The organism is Winogradskyella eximia (genome assembly GCF_003386165.1).
In the GTDB taxonomy this organism is placed as follows: Bacteria; Bacteroidota; Bacteroidia; order Flavobacteriales; family Flavobacteriaceae; genus Winogradskyella; species Winogradskyella eximia.
Genome location: NZ_QRDV01000005.1, coordinates 85,254 through 109,165 on the forward strand (window position 1 = coordinate 85,254; position 23,912 = coordinate 109,165).

General features: G+C 32.2%; 18 protein-coding genes and 1 pseudogene. 9 read left to right on the top strand and 10 right to left on the bottom strand.

What is annotated here, in order from left to right; all coding sequences use genetic code 11:
* Positions 1-77: 77 nt before the first annotated feature.
* From DFQ10_RS11510 to DFQ10_RS11525, 4 genes are all read right to left on the bottom strand, one after another.
* Positions 78-1,535 carry an oligosaccharide flippase family protein gene (locus DFQ10_RS11510; RefSeq protein ID WP_115817579.1) on the bottom strand — a complete coding sequence of 486 codons (1,458 nt, stop codon included), beginning with the start codon at positions 1,533-1,535 and terminating at the stop codon, positions 78-80.
* 46 nt (positions 1,536-1,581) lie between these two features.
* Positions 1,582-2,868 (bottom strand): glycosyltransferase family 4 protein, encoded by a 1,287-nt coding sequence (locus DFQ10_RS11515; RefSeq protein WP_115817580.1) that lies wholly within the window; start codon positions 2,866-2,868, stop codon positions 1,582-1,584.
* Positions 2,869-2,873: 5 nt separating this feature from the next.
* Entirely contained in the window at positions 2,874-5,312 is a 2,439-nt protein-coding gene (locus DFQ10_RS11520; protein ID WP_115817581.1) for a YfhO family protein, read from the bottom strand.
* A 108-nt stretch (positions 5,313-5,420) separates the two neighbouring features.
* Positions 5,421-5,693, bottom strand: a complete 273-nt coding sequence (locus tag DFQ10_RS11525; protein WP_115817582.1) for a DUF4834 family protein — start codon at positions 5,691-5,693, stop codon at positions 5,421-5,423.
* Positions 5,694-5,894: 201 nt separating this feature from the next.
* On the opposite strand from DFQ10_RS11525, the gene DFQ10_RS11530 reads away from it, so the two are divergent.
* Both DFQ10_RS11530 and DFQ10_RS11535 read left to right on the top strand, forming a co-directional pair.
* Entirely contained in the window at positions 5,895-6,884 is a 990-nt protein-coding gene (locus DFQ10_RS11530) for a transporter (RefSeq protein ID WP_115817583.1), read from the top strand.
* Between the two features lie 20 nt (positions 6,885-6,904).
* On the top strand, positions 6,905-8,023 hold the full coding sequence (locus DFQ10_RS11535; protein ID WP_115817584.1) for a GNAT family N-acetyltransferase: 1,119 nt from the start codon (positions 6,905-6,907) through the stop codon (positions 8,021-8,023).
* 84 nt (positions 8,024-8,107) lie between these two features.
* Here the strand turns inward: DFQ10_RS11535 and DFQ10_RS11540 are convergent, their stop codons facing one another.
* The 3 genes from DFQ10_RS11540 to DFQ10_RS11550 all read right to left on the bottom strand — a co-directional run bounded on the left by DFQ10_RS11540 (position 8,108) and on the right by DFQ10_RS11550 (position 12,956).
* A complete protein-coding gene (locus tag DFQ10_RS11540; protein ID WP_115817585.1) occupies positions 8,108-9,367 on the bottom strand; it encodes an aminotransferase class I/II-fold pyridoxal phosphate-dependent enzyme in 1,260 nt (419 codons plus the stop codon).
* Between the two features lie 415 nt (positions 9,368-9,782).
* The gene (locus DFQ10_RS11545; RefSeq protein WP_115817586.1) at positions 9,783-10,820 is read right to left on the bottom strand and encodes a PLP-dependent cysteine synthase family protein; all 1,038 of its coding nucleotides are present in this window, start codon (positions 10,818-10,820) and stop codon (positions 9,783-9,785) included.
* A gap of 72 nt (positions 10,821-10,892) precedes the next feature.
* Entirely contained in the window at positions 10,893-12,956 is a 2,064-nt protein-coding gene (locus tag DFQ10_RS11550; RefSeq protein ID WP_115817587.1) for a S9 family peptidase, read from the bottom strand.
* A 76-nt stretch (positions 12,957-13,032) separates the two neighbouring features.
* Here DFQ10_RS11550 and DFQ10_RS11555 point away from each other — a divergent pair, with 76 nt between their 5' ends.
* A complete protein-coding gene (locus DFQ10_RS11555; protein WP_115817588.1) occupies positions 13,033-13,356 on the top strand; it encodes a YbaB/EbfC family nucleoid-associated protein in 324 nt (107 codons plus the stop codon).
* On the opposite strand, the gene DFQ10_RS11560 is transcribed toward DFQ10_RS11555, so the two are convergent.
* Positions 13,349-14,365, bottom strand: a complete 1,017-nt coding sequence (locus DFQ10_RS11560; RefSeq protein WP_115817589.1) for a threonine aldolase family protein — start codon at positions 14,363-14,365, stop codon at positions 13,349-13,351. The two genes, DFQ10_RS11555 and DFQ10_RS11560, sit on opposite strands and share 8 nt — an antisense overlap.
* A gap of 107 nt (positions 14,366-14,472) precedes the next feature.
* Here DFQ10_RS11560 and prfB point away from each other — a divergent pair.
* The 6 genes and pseudogenes from prfB (at position 14,473) to DFQ10_RS11590 (ending at position 19,675) form a co-directional block, all read left to right on the top strand.
* Positions 14,473-15,577, top strand: a protein-coding gene (prfB, locus tag DFQ10_RS11565; protein ID WP_115817590.1) for a peptide chain release factor 2 whose coding sequence is annotated in 2 segments (ribosomal slippage) — positions 14,473-14,535 and positions 14,537-15,577 — 1,104 coding nt in all. Because the reading frame shifts where the segments join, the coding sequence is not laid out codon by codon here.
* A gap of 19 nt (positions 15,578-15,596) precedes the next feature.
* Complete coding sequence (gene arsC / locus DFQ10_RS11570; RefSeq protein WP_115817591.1) at positions 15,597-15,938, top strand: arsenate reductase (glutaredoxin); 342 nt, start codon at positions 15,597-15,599, stop codon at positions 15,936-15,938.
* A 10-nt stretch (positions 15,939-15,948) separates the two neighbouring features.
* Complete coding sequence (locus DFQ10_RS11575; RefSeq protein ID WP_115817592.1) at positions 15,949-16,449, top strand: hypothetical protein; 501 nt, start codon at positions 15,949-15,951, stop codon at positions 16,447-16,449.
* A gap of 15 nt (positions 16,450-16,464) precedes the next feature.
* A pseudogene (locus DFQ10_RS11580) lies at positions 16,465-16,578 on the top strand (ArsC/Spx/MgsR family protein); the annotation flags it as partial.
* A gap of 11 nt (positions 16,579-16,589) precedes the next feature.
* Entirely contained in the window at positions 16,590-17,060 is a 471-nt protein-coding gene (locus DFQ10_RS11585) for a hypothetical protein (protein WP_115817594.1), read from the top strand.
* A 122-nt stretch (positions 17,061-17,182) separates the two neighbouring features.
* On the top strand, positions 17,183-19,675 hold the full coding sequence (locus DFQ10_RS11590) for a TonB-dependent receptor domain-containing protein (RefSeq protein ID WP_115817595.1): 2,493 nt from the start codon (positions 17,183-17,185) through the stop codon (positions 19,673-19,675).
* Positions 19,676-19,755: 80 nt separating this feature from the next.
* On the opposite strand, the gene DFQ10_RS11595 is transcribed toward DFQ10_RS11590, so the two are convergent.
* Both DFQ10_RS11595 and DFQ10_RS11600 read right to left on the bottom strand, forming a co-directional pair.
* Positions 19,756-22,353, bottom strand: coding sequence for a zinc-dependent metalloprotease (locus DFQ10_RS11595; RefSeq protein ID WP_115817596.1), 2,598 nt, complete (start codon positions 22,351-22,353; stop codon positions 19,756-19,758).
* 91 nt (positions 22,354-22,444) lie between these two features.
* Positions 22,445-23,812 (bottom strand): serine hydrolase, encoded by a 1,368-nt coding sequence (locus DFQ10_RS11600; protein WP_115817597.1) that lies wholly within the window; start codon positions 23,810-23,812, stop codon positions 22,445-22,447.
* Positions 23,813-23,912: the final 100 nt, after the last annotated feature.

Genomic DNA, 23,912 nt, shown 5'->3' on the forward strand with positions numbered 1-23,912 from the left:
TTTTTTTGGTTGGTTAGGAGTTCCCGTATGAAGTATGCCTCAACGCACCTTACGGGAATTTCTTTATTATAAAGTATTTAAATTTTTAGATACTTTTTTATTTGTTCAGATATATCCTCAGAGACATTAAACTTAAAGATAAGAACAAAATAAACAAACCCAATTAATCCAGATTTAAATGCAATATTAGCAATGGGATGAAAAGGGAATTCCCAAAAATAAAAAGCAAGAGACAACACGAGCAAGATTAAAGTAATCTTAATAGTTCCTGAAGTAAAAGGCAACATGTTAAACTTTTGCTTCACAAATACAATTTTGATGGTATTGTAGATAAATACAGCCAAAAATGTAGCAAATGCAGATCCTTCAATACCGTAAACAGGAATAAAAATATAATTCAGTACTATTGCCATTATAGCCAGCAACACACCAAAAAACAACACCATTCTATAATAATCACTATTAAATAAAATAGCATTATTATTCCCTAAACTATTATCGTACAGCTTCGCTAAACTCACAATTAATACTACAAATAATCCTCCAGTAAATTTCTCTGGAAGAACAACATAAAGTTGATTGATATTTAATATAATAAGCAAAAATATAAAACCACTTACCACTAAAAGTGTCAACGAACTCCGTCTATATAGGTTCTCTAAAGAAACATTATCCTTCTCGTTAAGATATTTAGCCGTTAATGGCAACATAATTTGATGCATTGCGCGTTGCGGAACCGCAATAACAGTAGCTATAAAAATAGCAACACTATAATAAGCTACTTGTTCTATATCTGGTAAAATTAGACCAATCATAAATTTATCGATATCGAGAATCAACATTGAAACCGAACCTGCAATAATCATTAACCCTGAGTATTTTAGTATTGAAAATCTATTATCTGTTTTCTGAAAATTTAACTTAGGAAATCTTACCGAAAAGGCATACAATTTCATAATAACCATTCGTAAAACATAAACGCCAACCAATGCTACTATAAATTGATCTACTGTTAGCCAATCTAAATAAACGGCCAAAAGCAAAAACATAATACAGACTCTTTGAAACACCTCTTTCATTATATTTCCAAATACAGTTTGCATTTGCACTTTTGTCCAAGCAAAAAAGATCTCGAAATAAGCCATGGAAATTGCCAAAATAAAAATATGCCAAACGTAATTTTCGACAATTTGATTTTCGTTTGAAAGCCAACCCACAATAGCATCATAAGCAAAATAACCAATGATCGATATTGGAATAATAAACAATAATGGTAAAAACAACATTAGCGTTAAAAAGCTATTAATACTGTTTTTAGACTTAAAAGTTGAGTAATATTTTACAATCGCATTATGTACACCAAATGCCATAAAAGGCATCATTATATTAGCTGCAGAAAGCAAAAAAGCAACTAAACCATAATATTGATCCGTTAAAAAATTAGTGTAAAGAAAAAGTGTATTAATTGCGCCAATACCGAAACCCAAGTACGTGGTTAATGTGTTTTTAAATGACTGTTTTAATACGATTCCCATAGTGCTACAAAATACGACTATTAAATTCTATAAAGAACTTTAAAAATTATCTACCCTTGATAATTTCACTTAATTTTTGTGTCAATACTTTTCTACTGTACTGTTGTAAACCAATAGCATTTACGGTTAAAGTCTTATTTTTAAAAGCTTCAAAATAGTTTAAGATTTGTAATTTTAACTGGGCTTTTTGCTGATAATTAAAATACGTTCCTGTATTAGTGGATTTAATAATTTGCTCCACATCAGCATCTTTAGGTCCAATGGCCAAAATTGGTGTTTCAGAAACAATATATTCAAACACTTTTCCCGGAATAATAGCTTTAGTGTCTTCAGAATCGATTTCTATTAACAGCAACAATTGCGATTGCATTTGAAATTTTAAAGCCTCATCATGACTCACATAACCCACTACATTGACGTGATTATTTAACCCATTTTGATGAATAGACTCAATCACATCATCACTAACCACACCTATAAGTTGTAATTTGAATGCTTCTGAAAAAGCTTCATCATCCTGAATTAATTCTGATAACGTTTCCCATAAAACCACAGGATTACGTTCAGACAACAACGAACCAATATGAGATAGGGTGAATTTTTCATCCTTCCCTTCTACTCTAACTGAATGTACATCGTAACCATTTGTAATTACAGTAATCGGTTGTTTGGTTTTATTTTGAAATTCATTCTTCGTATGATTACTAGTCACTATAATTTCATCGGCAGTATTTAAAACCTTTTGTTCCAAATCGATGTGTTTTGCTTTTGAAGAATCCGTTAGTTTTAAATCTTTATGATAACCAATCGTTGTCCATGGATCTCTAAAATCAGCTAACCATCTTACACCTAATCTTGCTTTTAGCTGTAAACCTATTAAATGTAAACTATGTGGTGGACCTGTAGTAATTATGGTTTCAATTTTATGTTTTTCAATATAATCTGATAAAAAAGAAACTGAAGGCTGTACCCAATTTTTACGTGCATCAGGAATAAAATAATTGCCTCTAACGTAAAGCATCGCTTTTTCAATTAACGATTGCTTTTTAGCCTTAGGTATAACTCCAGAACTAATTTTTTTAGAGCTCCCTTTAGAAAACCAACTCGCTAAACCATAAGGTTCATTAATCGGCTGTTTTAAAATAGTGATATTATCAGGGATTTCATTTACCAAACTTTGGTCAATAATGGGATAGTTTGGGTTTTCAGGACAATAGACAACAGGTTCAATACCAAATTCAGGTAAGTACTTCACAAATTTTAACCAACGTTGCACACCTGGACCTCCAGCTGGTGGCCAGTAATAGGTTATGATTAGTGTTTTTTTATTCATAATAACTAAGCATTCGCTTTACGTCGCTTAAACTCATAAAAAACACCTAACAATAGCAAAATTACTAATATAACAGAACTAGCTAGAGCCACATTACTTCCTGTTTTTACAACTTGTGGTTCAAATTTAAATTCTATGGTATGGTTTCCTATAGGTAATTCTAATGCTCTTAGTACATAGTTTACTCTAAAATGTGGCGTTAATGTACCATCAATGTAGGCATTCCAGCCTTGAGCATAATAGATTTCTGAGAATACAGCTAAACCTACATTTGTGTTATTCGATTCGTATTTTAAATAATTTGGCTTGAATTCCTTTAACTGAATTGAAGCTATAGAATCAACTTGGTATGTTGTTTTTAAATTATTATCGGTCTGAACCGTTTGTTCTAAAACAGCTGTTGTTTTTGTATTTAAACTATCTAAAGCTACAATTTCTTGATTAGCATCAGCAACAACCTTTAGTTTTGAAACAAACCAAGCATTTCCATTAGCTTCTGTATTAGTATATGGAAAAATTTGCCCTTGCTCTTCTGCTATAATGTATTTGGTATTAAGCATATTGAGAACATTCATATTGTTTTTATACACATGAAACTCCAATAACTCTTCTACGCGTCCTAGTTTTGCTGCACTATAACCCATTAATGAATTATGATAATAAGCCGCTTTTGCAGGCATTCGTTGCCCTTCTGTAGACATATCCATCACTCTAAAGTGCCCTTTATCTTTTAAAATTTCTTTATCAGCTTGGTTGGGTTGGTATGGTTTGTCTACTTTAATGGCCGAGATAAAATTATCGTTATTAACGTATTGTTTGTCTACAGTCACTAAATCGAAAAGGATTAACACTGCAAATACAACAACGACTAATGTTTCTGATAATTTCTTTTTTAGGAATAAGTATATCGTTCCTGCAGAAAGCAAAACTAAGATTAAAGTTCTTAAGGTGTCTGTTGTCATTAACGATTTTCGGTCTTTAATAACAGCATCCATAAATGGTTGGCCATAAGCACTAATATATTGGTCGTCTCGTAAGCCTTCAAAATCAAATAATGTTGATTTAAATAGTAAAAAGATGATAGCCAAACCTGCTGTAATGCCAACAGAATAGAGCAAGGCTTTTAGTTTTTCTTCATCTTTCTGAAAGTCATTAAACAAACGTGATAAAGCAAAAATGCCTAATACCGGAATACACAATTCTAAAATAACCTGTATAGAACTTACCGCTCTAAATTTGTTATAAAAAGGCACATAATCGATAAATAAATCGGTTAGAAATCCAAAATTCTTTCCATAAGACAATAAAAGAGAAAAAATAGTTCCACCAACAAGCCACCATTTTAATCGTCCTTTCACTAGAAACAGACCTAGTACAAAAAGAAAAATAATTACAGCTCCAACATAAGCTGGTGCCTCTACAATGGGTTGATTTCCCCAATACATCGGCGCATTTCTTGCTGCATCTAAAGCTTCAATAGGTGAAGCTCCTAAATTAATATAAGCCTTATAAGTTTCAGAGTCTTTACCAACATCTTCATAGTTACCTCCTCCCATAAATTTTGGGATATAGAGATTGAACGTTTCTAAAATACCATAACTATATTCTGTAATATAATCTCTATCTAAACCAGTTGTCACCTCTTTTAGTGAACCATCTGGATTTATAGTTAAATCACTTTGTCCACGAACACTTTCTTTAACATACTCTTGCGTTGCCATAATCCCAGTTGCATTAAGACCAACAGCTAAAATAGCTGCCATGGTTAATAAACCAACCGATTTAAAAAAATGTGGTAAAACCTTTTTTCTATAAGCATCAATCAAATAAGACAATCCTAACACCAATATTAATAAAAGAAGATAATAGGTCATTTGTGGATGATTTGCCACAATCTGCAAGCCTAAAGCAATAGTTGTCAATAAAAACCCAAGTATATATTTCTTTCTAAAAGTGAGAATAATTCCCGCTAACACCAATGGCATATAAGCAATGGCATGTGCTTTAGAGTTATGACCTACACCCAAGATAATAATGAGATACGTAGAAAAACCAAAGGCTAATGCACCTAAAGCGGCTAGCTTAAAATCAACTTTTAAGGATAGTAATAAAATATAAAATCCTATAAAATAAAGGAATAAGTAATCTGCAGGTCTAGGTAGAAAGCGTAAAGCTAAATCTAGTTTTTTAATATAATTGTGAGGATATTTTGCACCTAACTGATAGGTTGGCATTCCGCCAAACGCACTATTGGTCCAATACGTTTCTTCACCTGTTGTCTTGGCAAACTCTTTTTGTTGCTGAGCCATACCAATATAGTGCATAATATCACTTTGGTTAATTTTTTTGCCTTGTAAAACAGGACTAAAATAAGCTAAGGAAACAACTACAAATCCAATTAAAATTAGGACATGTGGCAATAAACGTTTTATAGAAAATGACATGAGAATGCTTTAAGTTGAATGATTCTGAAAAGTAGTTATTTTTTTTGAAACATCGCTAGAGTTTCCTTGATACTGAAACATACTCAGCTTAAATTATAAGGAATAAAGCTATTCTATTTCTTCGTAATCGATATATTCTCCAACTTTGGTGTTAGAAGATTTATTTTCGTTAGGCATTTTATCAATAACTGTTTCGCCTTCCTTTTGCTTTTGCTCTTGTCTTTGTTGATTAGGGTTTTGAAACCCTCCAAATTGTTGACCAAATTTTTCTTCTGCCTTTTTTGCTACAAAACGCACTAACAAAGGGGCAAAAAGACGTGATAAAATCTTAAAACCGAAGTAAACAAGCAAGATAATTAAAATAGTTCTGAGTAATCCCATGGACTAAGCTTCTTAAATAATAAAGATTATAATATTCAAAAATACAATTATAGTCATTTAAAATGCGTTATAATTCCTTAAAAAAATCATAATATCGCTTCACTTTTGAAATTTCAAATAAGAAATGGTATAAAATATTTATATTTGGCTCAAATCTTCATTAGATTGGATGGTTTTAAATCCTTATTAAACCTATAAAAAATGCGAATACTCAAATCAACGCTTGCTTTACTCATTTCATTAAGCTTCAGTTCTGCCTACGCTCAATATACAGAAGTCATTAATTCTAATCGTCCTGGTGTTTCAAAAAGTGCCTTTTCTGTTGGTACAGGCGTCGCACAATTTGAAGCGGGCGCTTTTACTGTAAAAGAAGACCACGCACTAAGAAATTATGAAGTTTCAGGATTCGGTCTTGATTTTGCCTTAAGATATGGTTTGCTATTTGAGCAATTAGAATTATCTCTTGATGGTATTTATCAGAATGATACTGAAACAGATTACAATGGATTAACTCCTGACGAAACTCCACGCTCAAACTTTAAGAACTTTACCCTAGGAGCTAAATATTTAGTTTACGATCCTTATAAAAATGCAGAAGAAGAAAAACCTAATATTTATAGTTATCATGCGAATAGAAAGTTTAGTTGGAAATCATTAATACCAGCTGTTGCCGTTTATGTTGGTGCTAATTTTGATACTAAGGATAACCCTTACTTAGCAACTGATGTTTCTGGTTTTAGTCCTAAGGTAATGATCGCTACACAAAATAATTTTAATGGTGGTTGGGTATTTGTAATGAATTTAATTAAAGATAGAATCGGTACTGACCAATCTGATTTCTCATACATACTGACCTTAACCCATTCCTTTACTCCACAATGGGTAGTATTTGGAGAAGCACAAGGAATTAATAGTGATTTTTATGCTGATAACATTTTTAGATTTGGAGGTGCTTATCTCTGGACTAAAGATTTTCAATTAGATGCTAATATTGCTTTTAATACAAAAGATACTCCAACAGTCTTCAATATTGCTTTTGGTGCATCTTATCGATTAGACTTTCACAAAGATAAAAAGATAGAAAATGGCACATCTAATGATGAAGGAGGCAAGAGCAAAAAGCAAAACAAAAAAGATAAGAGGAAAATAAATAAAAACAAGGATAAAAAAGCAGATGATTTTGACTTTTAATTTACAGCTCGTTTAAGTATATGATTACAATTAAAGAAGCCACATCCAAAAAGGATTTAAAAGCATTTGTTCAGTTTCCTTTTAAACTATACAAAGATTCTAAATATTGGGTACCACCTATTATTAAACAAGAATTAGAAACATTTAACAAGGATAAGAATCCTATTTTTAATGATGCTGAAGCACGATTTTTCTTAGCTTATAAAGAAGGTGAAATTGTTGGTAGAATTGCTGCTATTATTAATTGGTTAGAAGTAGACAAAAAAGGCATTAAAAAAATGCGTTTTGGTTGGTTTGATTTTATTGATGACATTGCTGTTAGCACTGCCCTTTTTGATACCATTGAAAACATTGGAAGAGCGCATAACCTCAGTTATGCAGAAGGACCAGTTGGATTTTCTAACTTAGATAAAGTTGGAGTAATGACTGAAGGTTACGATCATTTGGCTACAATGATAACTTGGTACAATCACTCTTATTATGTTGACCACTATAAAGCTCGTGGCTACAAAATTGAAAAAGAATATGCAGAGAGTAGTTTTCCTTTTGATAACGTAAAACCTATATTCTTTAAAAAAGCTCAAGAACTTATTAAGAAGCGTTATAACCTTAAAGCTTTAAAATTTACTAAAACAGAAGAAGTAATGCCATACGTAGACCGTATGTTTGACTTGTTTAATGAAAGTTACGCCTCATTATCTTCTTTTGTAGAAATTACTGATATCCAAAAAGAATATTTTAAAAAGAAATTTATTGGTTTTATCAATCCAGAATACATCAAATTTGTTGTTGATAACAACGATAGACTTATTGGTTTTGCGATAGTAATGCCAAGATTTGCTGAAGCTTTACAAAAAGCAAATGGAAAGTTATTCCCGTTTGGATTTACACATATTTTAAAAGCAAAACGAAATAGTAAAGAAGTTATCTTCTATTTAATTGGTATACATCCTGAATATCAAAACAAAGGAGTACATGCAGTAATCTTCAACGAATATTACGAAACCTTTAAAGAAAAAGGCATAGAAACTTGCTACAGAACACCCGAATTAGAAGACAATTTTGCCATTAAAAAAATATGGAAACATTTTGATCCTATTATCTATGCTAGACGGAAAACGTTTGTGAAAGATCTTTAGCTTTTACATACCAAAGATTAAGTATAAAAAAACGGTCATCTTTTTAATTAAGATGACCGTTTTTATTTTATTATGAGACTCTAATTACTCACCCATAGCTGCAATTAAAGCTGCAGACATTCTTTTATAAGTTCCGTTTTCTAAACGACTTCTAATAGCATCAAAAGCATCTAATGTTTCTTTAACGTCCTCCAAAGTATGTGTTGCCGTTGGAATCATTCTAAGCAATATTAAGCCTTTAGGTATTACTGGGTAAACGACTATAGAACAAAATATTCCGTAATTTTCACGTAAATCTCTTACTAAAGCCATTGCTTCAGGAATACTTCCTTTTAAATACACTGGAGTTACACAACTTTGAGTTGTACCAATATCAAAACCACGATCCTTTAAACCAGATTGTAAAGCATCAACTATGGTCCAAAGGTTTTTCTTAAGCTCTGGCATTGTACGCAACATATCCAAACGTTTTAATGCACCAACTACAAGTTGCATTTGTAAGGACTTAGCGAACATCTGAGAACGTAAGTTATATTTTAGATAATCAATAATCTCTTGATCTGCTGCAATAAATGCACCAGTACTTGCCATAGATTTAGCAAATGTTGCAAAATATACATCAATTTCATCTTGAACACCTTGCTCCTCACCTGTTCCAGCACCAGTTGCTCCTAGTGTACCAAATCCATGTGCATCATCTACAAAAAATCTAAAATTGAATTTTTTCTTAAGTGCAACAATTTCTTTTAAACGACCTTGTTCTCCTCGCATTCCAAAGACACCTTCAGAAATCACAAGAATTCCTCCACCTGTCTGCTCTGCCATTTTAGTAGCACGTTCAAGGTTTTTTTCAAGGCTATCCATATCATTGTGCTTATAAGTAAAACGTTTACCCATATGCAAACGCACACCATCTATAATACAAGCGTGAGAATCTACATCATATACAATAATATCATCTTTAGCTACCAAAGCATCAATGGTAGAAACCATACCTTGATATCCAAAGTTTAAAAGGTAAGCTGCCTTTTTATTAACAAAAGCGGCTAATTCATTTTGTAACTGTTCGTGTAAATCTGTATGACCAGACATCATACGTGCACCCATTGGATATGCTGAACCATACCTTACACCTGCCTCTCCATCTACTTTTCTTACTTCTGGATGATTTGCTAAACCCAAGTAATCATTGATACTCCAAGTAATAACATCTTTTCCTTGAAACTTCATTCTATTAGAAATCTCACCTTCAAGTTTAGGGAATACAAAATACCCTTCTGCTTGCGCTGCCCATTTACCAAGCGGTCCTTTGTCTCTATAAATCTTTTCAAATAAATCCTTCATGCGCTAAGTTTGCTGTTAATCAATTGTTTTACACAAAAAAACATGCGTAACCAATCAATAATTATTTAGTTAATTTAATCTTGTTAGTGCTTGCAAAATTAATTAATAATATTATGAATGCATAATTTATTTAATTTAAGTATCAACTAAGTTTTAAACAATAATTGATTACATAAAATTAATTGATACAATTAAAAAATAATTTTCAAAATAGAATTAATAAAAACACATAATTATATTTTTCTCCTATACAATTATGGCTTCGCACTTATCATTTATGCTTAATATCATTTATATGTTTTTGATACCACCTCACCTATAATTAATCATAGAAAAAGAAGCAAAACAAAAAACTAAGCATAAAAAAACCTATCACAGTGACCTATGATAGATTTATAATTATTAATAATTTAGTTTACTTTATGTACTCTATAGTGGCTTGCACTTCACTTTTACTATCAAAAAAGCCTTGATCTTCCATCCATTTATCATTATATACCTTACTCATATAACGTGATCCATGATCTGGAAATATAACAACAACTTTATCTGTAGGTTTAAACTCACCTTCTTCTTGTAATTGCTTTATAGCTTGCATTGCTGCTCCACTTGTATAACCAACAAAAAGACCTTCTGTATTTGAAATTTCTCTTGCAGTATGTGCACTTTCTTCATCCGTAACCTTTACAAACTTATCTATTAAATCAAAGTCTGTTGCAGTAGGAATTAAGTTTTTACCCAAACCTTCAATTCTGTATGGATAAATTTCTTTATGATCAAACTCGCGAGTTTCATGATATTTCTTTAAAACAGAACCGTAAGCATCAACACCAATAACTTTTACGCTTGGATTTTGCTCTTTTAAGTATTTAGAGATCCCAGAAATAGTACCTCCTGTTCCACTACAAGCAATTAAGTGTGTGATTTCACCTTCTGTCTGATCCCAAATTTCTGGACCAGTAGAGTTGTAATGTGCATCAATATTAAGTTGATTAAAATATTGATTGATATAAATAGACCCTTTATTTTCTTCGTGTAAACGTTTTGCAACTTCATAATAAGAACGTGGGTCATCTGCCTTAACATGTGCAGGACAAACATAAACCTTTGCTCCCATTGACTTTAACATGTCTATTTTATCTGCTGAAGATTTAGAACTTACAGCCAAAATACAATCGTAACCTTTGATGATACTCACCAAAGCAAGGCTAAAACCTGTGTTACCAGAAGTTGTTTCTATTATGGTATCTCCTGGCGTCAATATACCTTGACGCTCAGCTTCTTCAATTATATGTAATGCAATTCTGTCTTTAGAAGAATGACCTGGATTAAACGCTTCTACTTTAGCATAAAAATCGCCATCAAAATTGGCTGTCATTCTATTTAATTTGATAAGTGGTGTATTTCCTATGAGTTGAAGTACATTATCAAATACATTTTTATTTTCTTTCATAAAAGTTATTTTCAGTAACCTATTAAAATTATTAGACACCTAAAACCTTACAAAAGTAACATTTTTTTTTAGTTAGCTAGATATTCCTTCTAAATCAAGCAAAAAGGCAAACTCTTCTGCATCTTCTTTTAAGCTTTCAAAACGCCCAGAAGCACCACCATGACCTGCATCCATATTTGTTTTTAAATATAGTTTATTATTGTCTGTTTTAAGGTCTCTAAGTTTAGCAATCCATTTTGCAGGTTCCCAATATTGCACTTGCGAATCATGAAGGCCTGTTGTAATCAACATATTAGGATAAGCCTTAGCTTCAACATTATCGTAAGGAGAGTATGTTTTTATGTAATTATAATACAAAACATCATTAGGATTTCCCCATTCATCATATTCTCCTGTCGTTAAAGGAATAGAATCGTCTAGCATTGTTGTAATAACATCTACAAAAGGTACTGCAGCAATAATACCATTATAAAGCTCAGGTGCCTTATTAACTATAGCTCCCATTAGTAAACCTCCAGCACTTCCTCCCATAGCGTATAAATGCTTAGAAGAGGTATACCTTTCTTTTATAAGATGAATAGAACAAGTAATAAAATCTGAAAATGTATTTTTCTTATTTAATAATTTTCCATGCTCGTACCAATTACGTCCCAAATATTCACCTCCACGAATATGTGTTATGACATAAATAAATCCTCGATCTAACAAACTTAATCTTATGGTAGAAAAATAAGGATCTACTGTAGAACCATAACTTCCGTAGGCATATTGTAATAATGGATTTGTTCCATCTTTTTTAATTCCTTTTTTATAGATTACAGACATCGGTATTTTAGTTCCATCCTCTGCTGTTGCCCAAATACGTTCAGAAATGTAATTATCCTTGTCAAAATTCTTATCTAAAACTTCCTGCTCTTTTAACACAGTCTTCGTTTTAGTACACATATTAAATTCAATCACAGACGAAGGTGTAGTCATTGAATTATAACCATAGCGCAATATCTCAGTATCAAAATCTACATTAGTTCCTGTGTAAGCCGTATATGTTTCATTATCAAACGGCAAATAGTAATCTTCGCTACCATCCCAACGCATAATTCTAATTTCATTTAAACCATTTTTACGCTCACTAATAACTAAATACTCTTTAAAAATATCTATACCTTCAATCAGTACATCCTTTCTATGAGCTATCACCTCTGTCCAATTCTCGACCTTAGTATCTGTTTCTAACGTCTTCATTAATTTAAAATTGGTTGCCTTATCTTTATTTGTTAAAATATAAAAGTGATTCTCATAATGAGAAATACTATATTCTAAACCTCTAATTCTTGGCTGAAACACTTGGAATTTTCCTTCTGGATTATCTGCATCCAAAATATGATACTCATTGGTTAATGTGCTATAACATGCAATAATTAAATATTTTCTAGATTTTGATTTATAAACAGCAACACCAAACGTATCGTCACCTTCTTGAAATACAAGTTCATCTTCAGATTCATCGCCTAAACGATGTTTAAAGATTTGAAAAGCTCTAAGCGTAACCTCGTCTTTCTTTGTATAGAATAACGTTTTGTTATCATTTGCCCAACTTGAAGAACCTGTAGTACTTTCAATTCTATCTGCAGCAACTTGATCTGTTTCTATTTCTTTTACATGAATCGTGTAATTTCGTCTACCTGTAGTGTCAATTCCGTAAGAAACCAATTTATTATCTGGACTAATACTAATACCAGCTAATTTAAAATAACTATAGCCTTCAGCCATTTTGTTACAGTCAAACAACAATTCCTCAGGATTGTCTAAACTATCTTTTTTACGGGTATAAATAGGATAATCTTTTCCTTTTTCGAATTTAGTGATATACCAATAGCCATTATATTTATAAGGCACAGATGAATCATCCTCCTTAATTCTGGCTTTCATTTCTTCAAATAAATCCTTCTGAAAGTCTTTTGTGTGTGCCATTTCCGCATCACAATAGTCGTTTTCTGCATTGAGATACGCAATCACTTCTGGATGCTCTCTATCTTTCATCCAAAAATAATTATCAATACGCACGTCACCATGCTTTTCTAATTGATGTGGTATCTTTTTGGCAATTGGTGGATTTAATTCTGAATTCTTTTGCATTTGTTTAAGAAAATTTTAGTCGAAAAAGTGCCGCAATTTAGTAATTTTGCACCTGATAATTTTAAAAGACACGATTATGTTTGGAGATATGATGGGAATGATGGGCAAATTAAAAGAAGCTCAAAAGAAAGTTGAAGCAACAAAAGAACGTTTACACACCGTTTTAATTGACGAAACTAGTAACGATAATAAACTAAAAGTAACCATTACTGCTAATAGAACTATTAAATCTATTGATATCGCAGATGATTTGCTTCAAGATAAAGACATGTTAGAAGATTATTTAATCCTAACATTAAATAAAGCTATTGAAAAAGCAACTAACGTGCACGAAGCAGAAGTTGCAGCTGTTGCTAAAGAAGGCATGCCAAGTATTCCTGGCATGGATATGTTTAAATAGACTTCAATTCAGTTAAAAGCTTGTCATGCATTTGGTTTGTGTAATCCAAATGCGTGACCATGCGTAATTTATGGCTTCCCATTCCTATAATATGGATATTCTTTTCTTTCAATTTATTTAGGAATTCATCCTCATCCACGTTATCATTCAATTCAAAAATAACAATATTGGTCTCAATGGGTTCTACTTTTTTAATTTTAGATAACGTTGAAAGCACCTCTCCTATTTCTTTAGCTTTTTTATGATCATCTGCAAGGCGACCGATATTATGATCTAAGGCAAACAAACCAGCCGCTGCCAAATAACCAACTTGTCGCATATTACCACCAAAGAGTTTTCTTAAACTTAATGATTGTTTCATAATAGCTTCATCACCTATTAAAACAGAACCTACAGGACATCCTAATCCTTTACTTAAACACACCGAAATCGTATCAAAAGTATTTCCGTATTGTAATGTAGATTCATTTTTAGCAACCAAAGCGTTCCAAAGACGAGCTCCATCTAAATGAAAACCTAAGTTATTGGTTTTACAAACTTGTTTTATATGTTCAATTTCTTTAAAATCCCAACATGCTCCACCTCCTTTATTGGTTGTATTTTCAACTTCGACTAAGCTAGATTGACTATAATAATATTCCGAAGGATTAATAGCGTCTTCAACTTGTGCAGCAGTAAACATGCCTCTATCTCCATCTATTAATTTACAAGATGCTCCACTGTGAAAAGCCACACCACCAACTTCATAGTTATAAATATGTGCATATTTATCACAGATTACTTGTTCACCAGGATGGGTATGCAATTTTATAGCGATTTGATTTGCCATACTTCCAGAAGGAAAAAACAATGCCTTTTCCTTACCAAACATTTTAGCCAAGCGTTCTTCTAATGCATTAACCGTTGGGTCTTCTCTAAAAACATCGTCTCCAACCTCAGCAGACATCATGGCTTCTAACATTTCTTTTGACGGCTTAGTAACTGTATCGCTTCGTAAATCTATATTCATTTTTATGGCATATTTCAGAAGATAAAACTACGGAATTTCTAAAAAACCGATTCAAAATTATGGCACTTTAACAACGCACCTTATATTTGTGCAAAATTCTACTATTTATGATTACATCAGATCAAATAAAAGATCTTAATTCCCGTCTAGACGTACTTAGACAATATCTTTGACTTAGATGCTAAGCTCATAGAAATCGCCAACGAAGAAGAGCAAACTTTTGATCCTAATTTTTGGAATGACTCCAAAGCTGCCGAATTAGTAATGAAATCTATTCGTGAGAAAAAAAGTTGGGTTAACGATTATAACAACGCCAAATCCCTTTTTGAAGATTTAGAAGTTATTTACGAATTCTATAAAGAAGACGAAGCTCCGATGCAAAATGTTGAAGAACGTTTTGAAACGGCAGTTAACGCAATTGAAAAATTAGAATTTAAAAATATGCTTTCCGAAGAAGGAGACAGTCTTAGTGCTGTACTTCAAATTACAGCTGGTGCAGGCGGAACAGAATCTTGTGATTGGGCAAGTATGCTGATGCGTATGTATTTAATGTATGCTGAAAAAAGCGGTTTTAAAGTCAAAGAATTAAACTTACAAGATGGAGATGTTGCTGGTATAAAAACAGTCACTTTAGAAATTGAAGGTGATTTTGCTTTTGGTTGGCTTAAGGGTGAAAATGGAGTGCATCGTTTGGTACGTATTTCTCCTTTTGATAGTAATGCAAAACGACATACTAGTTTTGCTTCCGTTTATGTGTATCCGTTAGTTGATGATACTATTGAAATTGACATTAACCCAGCAGATATTGAAATCACAACGGCACGTTCAAGTGGAGCTGGTGGACAGAATGTAAACAAAGTTGAAACCAAAGTGCAATTATTACATAAGCCTTCTGGTATACAAATTCAATGTTCAGAAACACGTTCTCAGCATGATAACCGAAATAGAGCCATGCAAATGTTGAAGTCTCAATTGTACGAGATTGAGCTACAAAAACAAATGGCACAAAGAGACGATATTGAAGCAGGAAAAATGAAAATTGAATGGGGAAGCCAAATTCGGAATTATGTAATGCATCCTTATAAATTAGTAAAAGACGTACGTTCTGCTCATGAAACAGGGAATGTAGATGCTGTTATGGATGGCGATATTGAACCCTTTTTAAAAGCCTATTTAATGATGATGGGACAAAAAGAAGATTCGGCATTATAATTGTAATACACTAAAAGATATGATTAAAATATACCACAACCCAAGATGTTCTAAATCGAGACTAGGATTAGCCGCATTAGAAGCTTCCGGAAAAGAATTTGAAATTATAAAATATCTTGAAGATGAATTATCTTCTAAAACACTTACTTCTATTATTTCAAAATTAGGCATTAAACCAATAGATTTAGTTCGTAAAAACGAAGCCATTTGGAAATCTGATTACAAGAATAAAACACTTACAGATCAAGAGCTAATCGAAGCCATGGTAAAACACCCCAAACTTATAGAACGACCAATTGTAATTAATGGAGATAAAGCCGTAATTGGGAGGCCTACGGAAAAAATCTTAGAAATCATATAATTTCCTTCACATGAAAAAGATAATATTAACAGTTTTTGTATTACTCTTAGGTTTAAATATTTATGCACAAAGACGTGGTAAAGAGCCTAATCGTAATAGTCGTATTACTCAAACCCAGACCGAACCAACCGCAAAACAAATTGAAAAGCGCGCACGTTTAGCAGAAAAGCGAAAAAGAGAATATATTGACAATTTTTTAACCACCTTGGAAGCAGATGAGCCTCAAAAAAATATTATTAAACAAAAGATAATGAGTTTTATTGATGCGAAAACAACCATTTCAAACACTAAATTCAAAAATAAACTTGATCAAAACAAAGCCATAGAGAATTTAGAGAATATTTATTTTTTAGAATTTATAGAGATTGTATCTGAGAGTGATATGGCTAAAATAAAAGAAATGACCAAGGGGGAATTTGATGATAAATCAATTTTAAAAAAGAACAGAGAAGTAAAAAAGAAGCGCAGAAAAGAAGAGGCGCAAAAGAAAAAGAAGAGCCAAAAAGGTTAAACGATTTTAGACAAAGATATTATCGAAGCCATGGTAAAACACCCCAAACTTATAGTACGACCTATTGTAGTTAATGGAGAAAAAGCCGTAATTGGAAGACCTACAGAAGCCATACTAGAAATTATTTAAATTTAATACCAATGAAAAAGTTAGTTTTATTAGTTTTCGCTATTCTCATGGGAATGAATATTCATGCACAAAGACAACGTGGTAACATGAATCGTATTCCTGAAACAAATAGAGAACCAACTGAGCAAGAAATTGCAAAGCGCGAACGTGAGATAGAAGAACGTAAGGAAGAATATATTGACAATTTCCTAACTACTCTAGAGGCAGATGAATTTCAAAAACATATCATTAAGCAAAATATTAGCAGTTTTTTCGAAGCTAAAATGGTTATTTTTAATACTAAATTCGAACATAATCTTGATCGTATAAAAGCTGTTGAAAATCTAGAAAACACCCATTTCAAAGATCTTGAAGAACTTATTTCAGAAGGAGATATGACCAAAATCAAAGAAATGATTAAAGGTAAATTTGACGAAAAAGAAGTTGTAAAAAAGAAGAAGAAAAAGCGGAAAAACAAAAAAAGAAAAAAAGACAAAGATTAATCTCTGATAATTAAAATTTATACATTTTTTAACAGTTGTCTTTAACATAAGATTAACCAATTTCAAATGAACTAAAGGTATTTTTGCGAGTCTAAATAGCATCAACCTTTTAACCATTTGATATGAAATTACATTTCTTTAGTACGCTTTTATTAATATTTACTTTTTCTTTTTCGTTTGCTCAAAAAGAGGTTAAAATTGAAGGAACGGTTATAGAAGAAGATACTAACATTCCTTTAGAATATGCAACAGTCGTTGTTAAAACAAAAGCTGACAACAAAATTATTTCTGGTGGTATTACAGATACTAAAGGAAAATTTAAGCTAGAAGTTCCCGCTGGTACTTATCTAATATCAGTAGAATATATTTCATACAAAACCAAAAACTTTCCAGAACAGACCATTTCAGAAAACATTAATTTAGGAACCATAAGCTTGGCTTTAGACGTATCTACATTAAACGAAGTTATGGTTGTTGCTGAGCGAACTACCGTAGAAATAAAATTAGACAAAAAGGTTTATAATATTGGTAAAGATTTAACGACTGCTGGAGGAACCGTAAGCGATGCTCTTAATAACGTACCTTCTGTAACAGTTGATGTAGAAGGCGCTATTAGCCTAAGAGGAAATGAAAATGTAAGAATTTTAATTAACGGAAAACCATCTGCAATGGCTGGTTTTGGAGATGGTAATATCCTTAGCCAATTACCAGCTGAAGCCATTGAACGTGTTGAAGTTATAACCTCACCTTCTGCTAGATATGATGCTGAAGGTACAGCTGGAATATTAAATATTATTTTAAGACAAAAAGAAACTATTGGTTTTAATGGATCAGTAACTTTAACGGCTGGTAATCCTGATAATCTTGGTGTTTCTGCAGCATTAAATTACCGAAAGGAAAAATATAATCTGTTTTCTAATTTTGGTTGGAGATATAATGACTCACCTCGTAACACATATACAGATGTTGATTATTTTGATACTACAGATGACAATGGTCAACTTTTAACACCTACGTACCGAAGAATTATTGAAACAAAAAAAGTTAAACGCTTAAACAGAAATTATAATGCAAACATAGGCATGGAGTATTTCTTAAATGAATCCTCATCGCTAACAGGTAGCTTGTTTTATAATTTTGGAAATGATGCAGATACATCTATAAATTCTAGTGAACGTTTTAATGATGGTACTATAGTTGAAGAAACATATAGAAGGGAAAAAGAAACAGAAAAAGATAACAGATTTCAAATTGCACTTAACTATGTAAAACGCTTTGGAGATGATAGCGACCATAAATTAACAGCCGACTTTCAATTTGAAAAAGATAACGAAGATGGTCTTACATACCTAGATGAAAATTATATTTTCACTGATCAAACCGCACCAGACCCTTTCCAAATAGAACAAGAATTTACTTATGAAGACCAAAAAGAATACCTATTCCAAGCAGATTATGTATTACCACTAGGAAAAGATTCTCGTTTTGAAGCAGGATATCGCGGAAATTTCAAAAATAGCAATACAGATTATCAACTTGATCAAGAAGACACGGAAACTGGAATCATTGAAATCAATGAAGAAATTTCAAACATTTTTGATTATACAGAAAACGTAAATGCTTTATACACGCAATACGGTTCAAAACTTGGAAAATTCTCTTTCTTATTAGGTTTAAGATTAGAAAACACACAATTGAAAGGAAAAACTGATTCAGAAATAACAGGTGACGAATTAGATTTTGATAAAAACTATTTAGGTATGTTCCCAACCGTGAACCTTATCTATAATCTTTCATCTGCAGATTCAGATGTTGAAGAAAGTATAACACTAGGTTACAACAGAAGAATTAATCGTCCACGTGGTTGGTACATAAACCCCTTCCCTTCTCGTTCTAGTAGAACCAATATTTTTCAAGGAAATCCTAACTTAGATCCTGCATTTTCTAGCACATTTGATTTAGGCTATCTAAAACGTTGGGAAAAGTTTACACTAACATCTTCTATTTATTACCAACACGAAACAGACTCATTTGAACGTGTACAAGAAAATACTGGGCAACAAACTACAGATGGTATTGATATTATTAGAACTATCCCAATTAACCTTTCTACTAACAAACGTACAGGTGCTGAACTTGGTTTAATGTACAATCCTGAAAAATGGTTGCGATTAAACTCTAGTATTAACTTCTTTCAGTTTGAAACCGATGGAGAATTTAACGGTGTAGATTACGGAGCAAAAAATACAAGTTGGTTCGCTCGCTTTAGCTCTAAAGTCACTTTACCTTTAGCTATAGATTGGCAAACTAGTGCGTTCTACAGAGGAGCAAGACAAGACGCGCAGTCAGATACTGAAGGTATTTTCTCTTTGGACCTTGCGTTTAGTAAAGAAATACTAAACAAAAAAGCAACAATATCTGTAAATGTTAGAGATTTACTTAACTCTAGAAAATACAAATCTGTAACCACTACAGATTTCTACAGTCGTTATAGTGAATTTCAATGGAGACAACGCCAAGTGAATGTATCTTTCATCTACAGATTTAACCAACAACTAAATAAACGAGAACGTGCTGAGAGAACAGGCGGAGACGATATGGATTTTGAAGGTTAAAAACTTGGATTAATATAAAAAAGCACAAATCGCATTTACATTTGCAATTTGTGCTTTTTTTATACACTTCAATCTTCTATTTACTTAACCTCTTTAAGTGCATTATCTATTAACGTACGTAAGTGTTGCTTATGAGCCTTACTAGATACATTACCTGTAACTGCTGCCATATTTCTAATTTGCTTTAAATTATATAATGCCATTGATTTTGCATTATTGGTATAACGACCATTTTGCTTACCAGTAAGCATATCTATAAGCATATTAGTATATGAAATTTGTAAATTTTGTCTAAATGAATTTACATTACTATAAATATCCGCTTTAAAAATGGCTGTATTTAAATCTGTCATAAATGTAGACAAGCTATATTTATTTCCATATAACTCACTATCTGTAATTCTCTGTAAGGTATTAGGATGCAAGATATGTCTTAAAACATTTTGCTGATACGTTAAAACTTGTTGATGAATTTTTGGATCTTCAGGACCTCTGAAAAAGTTATAACCACGACGCTGCATAGCTAAATCATTATAAAGATCATTCGGTGCACTAAAGGCATCAGGTGAAAAAGCATATGTTTTTAGCGCATTCATCGCACGTTTTTGATCTTCTAAACTAACAGGTGTATAAGGTTGTGTTCCTCCGTCCTGACCTATCATAGCTCTATCTACATAGACACCACCAATAAATCTAGAAATAACACCAACCGCTGTAGCACGCTGGCCACTTAATAAATAATAAGCTCGTCTTAACTCTTGGTATGATTGTCCATCCTTTGAAAACTTAGACTTTACGTCTTTCATCATACTATCAACTAACTTAATTCTATCAATAGAATAACCAATTTGGTCGTTAGACAAATCACCTACCATTACTCTAGGATCAATTGCTTTACCTGGAGCACGCATATCATCTGCATCATTACCAAAAATTAATTGCGGTTCTGTAGACCTATTAAGTAAGCTTACTTTTTCCCCTTCAGATTTAAAAGGCGTATATCCAAATTGAATGGCCCAAACATCGTAAGGACCAACAGAAGTATCATAATACTGTCCTTGATCTGCTCTATTATTTGTTAAATTAATACCAGCATAATCCATTACTGAACCCGTTAAACATTTACCTTCAATAAAATCTTTATCTGCTAATTGTTCCGGTGAGAATAACTGACTCGCCTTCATGTTATGATTAAGACCAAGTGTATGTCCTACCTCGTGCATAATTAAAGCTAACATGGCTTCCTTTTTCATGCGAGCCATTTCTAATTCCGAACCACTTGCAGCTTCAACTACAGCTTGGCCAAACATGGTATTTTCGTGCATTACATGACCAAAAGAACATAACACTTTATTTTTTTGCAAATAATCTGATGCATCAAATTCCACATCTGCTTTTGCTAAATCAAATAATTGATCATAGAATACTCTATTTGTAAAATGCACATATTCTAACATAATATCTGCTCCAATTATTTCTCCTGTTTTAGGGTTTACAAAACTAGGTCCATAACCTCCAAAAGGCGGATTAGGTGAAGACGTCCAACGTAAAACATTATAATTTATATCACCAGCATCCCAATCTGCATCATCTGGTTGCAACTTCACAACCATTGCATTTTTAAATCCGGCTTTTTCAAAAGCTTTATTCCATTCTAAAACACCTTGAGTAATAGTTTCTCTCCATTCTATAGGCGTAGAATTTTCCATCCACCATGTAATTGGCTTTACAGGCTCAGAAATTGCTGAATTTGGGTCTTTTTTTACTAAATTCCATCTATGCACCAAATCTTTATATGGTGCCGAATTTGTAGCCGTTTGGTCATTTACTTGCGTTGTAAAATAACCCACTCTTGGATCATCTAAACGAATTTCATAATCATTCTCTGGCATCGCAATTAAACTGTGAAAAACTTTAATACTAACATTTCTAGCATCTGTTACAGCTTGAGAACCGCCATTTAATACAGAAGGCTTTGAGTACACATACTCTACCTCTAGATTTGTATTGTCCTCATAGTTTTTAATATTATTAATCTTAGTTTTTGTTTTATCTAAATTACCAAGAGAAAAAGCCATTGGACTAGCACCAGGAAAACGTGGCGGCTTTACTTGAGAAAACGTCTCCTTTAAAAATAAACCATCTGCTTTAATTAAATATAAGCCCTCCTTTTTATCATGTGCTTCTATTTTTACAGTTGCCATAATACCTTCACTTAAATTAGCATCTTTAGATTTAGAAATGGCATTATTAGGATCAAAATAGAAAGATGTATTCTGAGAGACAAATTCAATTTTATCATAGTATTTTTTCACTTTAAAAACCTTAGAACCTCCGTAAGCCCCTCTAAATCGTCCAGCTTCAACAACTCCGTTTGATACTTGATTAAAATGAATATACTCCTTACCTATCTGCTTCTCACTAACCACCATTTGTAATGTACCTGTAATTGTATCTCGGTACATTGTAAAAAGCCCATCTATTTTTTTACTAGACTTAGTAAGATCTTTAATTGATTTCTCTTTCGATTTTGGTTTTGGTTTAGGCGCTGCAGCCTCTGTTTTGTCTTTTTTCTTTTTCTTTTTACGCTGAGCCTCTAGATTTTGAGGCGCTATAAAAGCACAAGTTAGTATTGCGATAGACCATAGTCTAATGACATTTCGTTTTTTGATTTTCATGATTTATTTTCTGATTAGTTTGAATTTCAACAAGATATAGAATTATTGAGAAATAATTCTCAAAATAAATGTTAAAATCAACGTTTAAAATTTACTCGATTTTTGGTGCTGGCATGTTCTGTCCACCTTGATGTAAGGTTAAACCTTGAACTTTTCCTGTTTCATCATTATTAAATGTAATACTAGCTTCAACAACTTTTAAAAAGAATTTATTTTCAGCAGAGGGAAAAATTTCAAATTGTGGTTGTCCTGTAGCTTGTAATAAAAGTTGATTATTTTTTCTGGTTATTGTAATTATAAACTCTGGTGCCAATTGATATTTACCAATGTAGATATCTAAAGCCTCATTAGAAATTTCTACAACATCAGGAAATTCAGCTTTCTTTGGTAATTCTAAAGTTACTGGAGCATCTAATAATTTCATACCAACTCCGTCTACGCTCGATACAGAATTGGTTAAAACTACCACTCCTCTATTTGTATCATTTAAGAATCCTGTAAAAGCTCTATAACCTCCAGTTCCACCATTATGCCAAGTGATGGTATTTTTATTTCCAAAGTGCCAAGCCAATCCTATATTAAAATTTTTACTATCGTCTGTAAAAGCTATTTCATGACTTAACTTCATTGCTCTATTTAACGAAGTGTCACTGGTCTCAATATTGGCTGTTATAAACTTTACCATATCACTCGTTGTAGAACGTATTGCACCTGCTCCTGCTAAGCTATTTATATCCCAATTACTTACAACCTCTAACTGTTCGTTATGTCCTAATGCTAAATTTGCTTTCATTACATCCGTAAAAGCTATACCTGTCATTGTCATTCCTAATGGTTCTGTTATTCTATTTTTAATTAAATCTTCATAAGCTTTCCCTGTATGTAATTCTAGTATATGACCTAATAAACCCATTCCTAAATTAGAGTATTCATATTGCGTACCAATTGCTCTTTGAAGCTCATAAGAGGATAAAAAATCATACAGTAAGTCTACCGTATAATCAGCAAAAGGATTATTGTAATCGGCTGGTTTAAAATTATCTGGCATTCTTGGTAAACCAGACGTATGTGTAGCTAAATCCTTTAAAGTTATTTGTTTTCCATTATACTCAGGTATAGTTACCGCTTTAGGCAAATAGTTTGAAATTGGGTCATCCAACTTCATGTTACCTTTTAAAACCTCATCTGCCAATAAAATAGTTGTGAACACTTTAGAAATCGAACCTATTTCATAAACCGTATTTTCATTAACTGATTTTCCGGATTTAACTTCGGTTATACCATAATTAAAATAAGAAACTTGTTCTCCTTCAATATAAGCCAATGCAACACTCGGATTAAAACCTTCATCTATTCTCGCTTTTATATGTTCTTTTATCGACTCTGGAATCTCCGCATTTTGAGCATAACCAAATTGAATAAAAATTAGAATTGCGAATATTGCTGAATTAAATTTCATAGTGTTTTGTAATTAGTGACTTAAGTAGGACGCTCTTTATTATCATCTGTTACAAATTAAGATTTTATTCCTAATACAAGGAACGTATCGTCTTAAAATA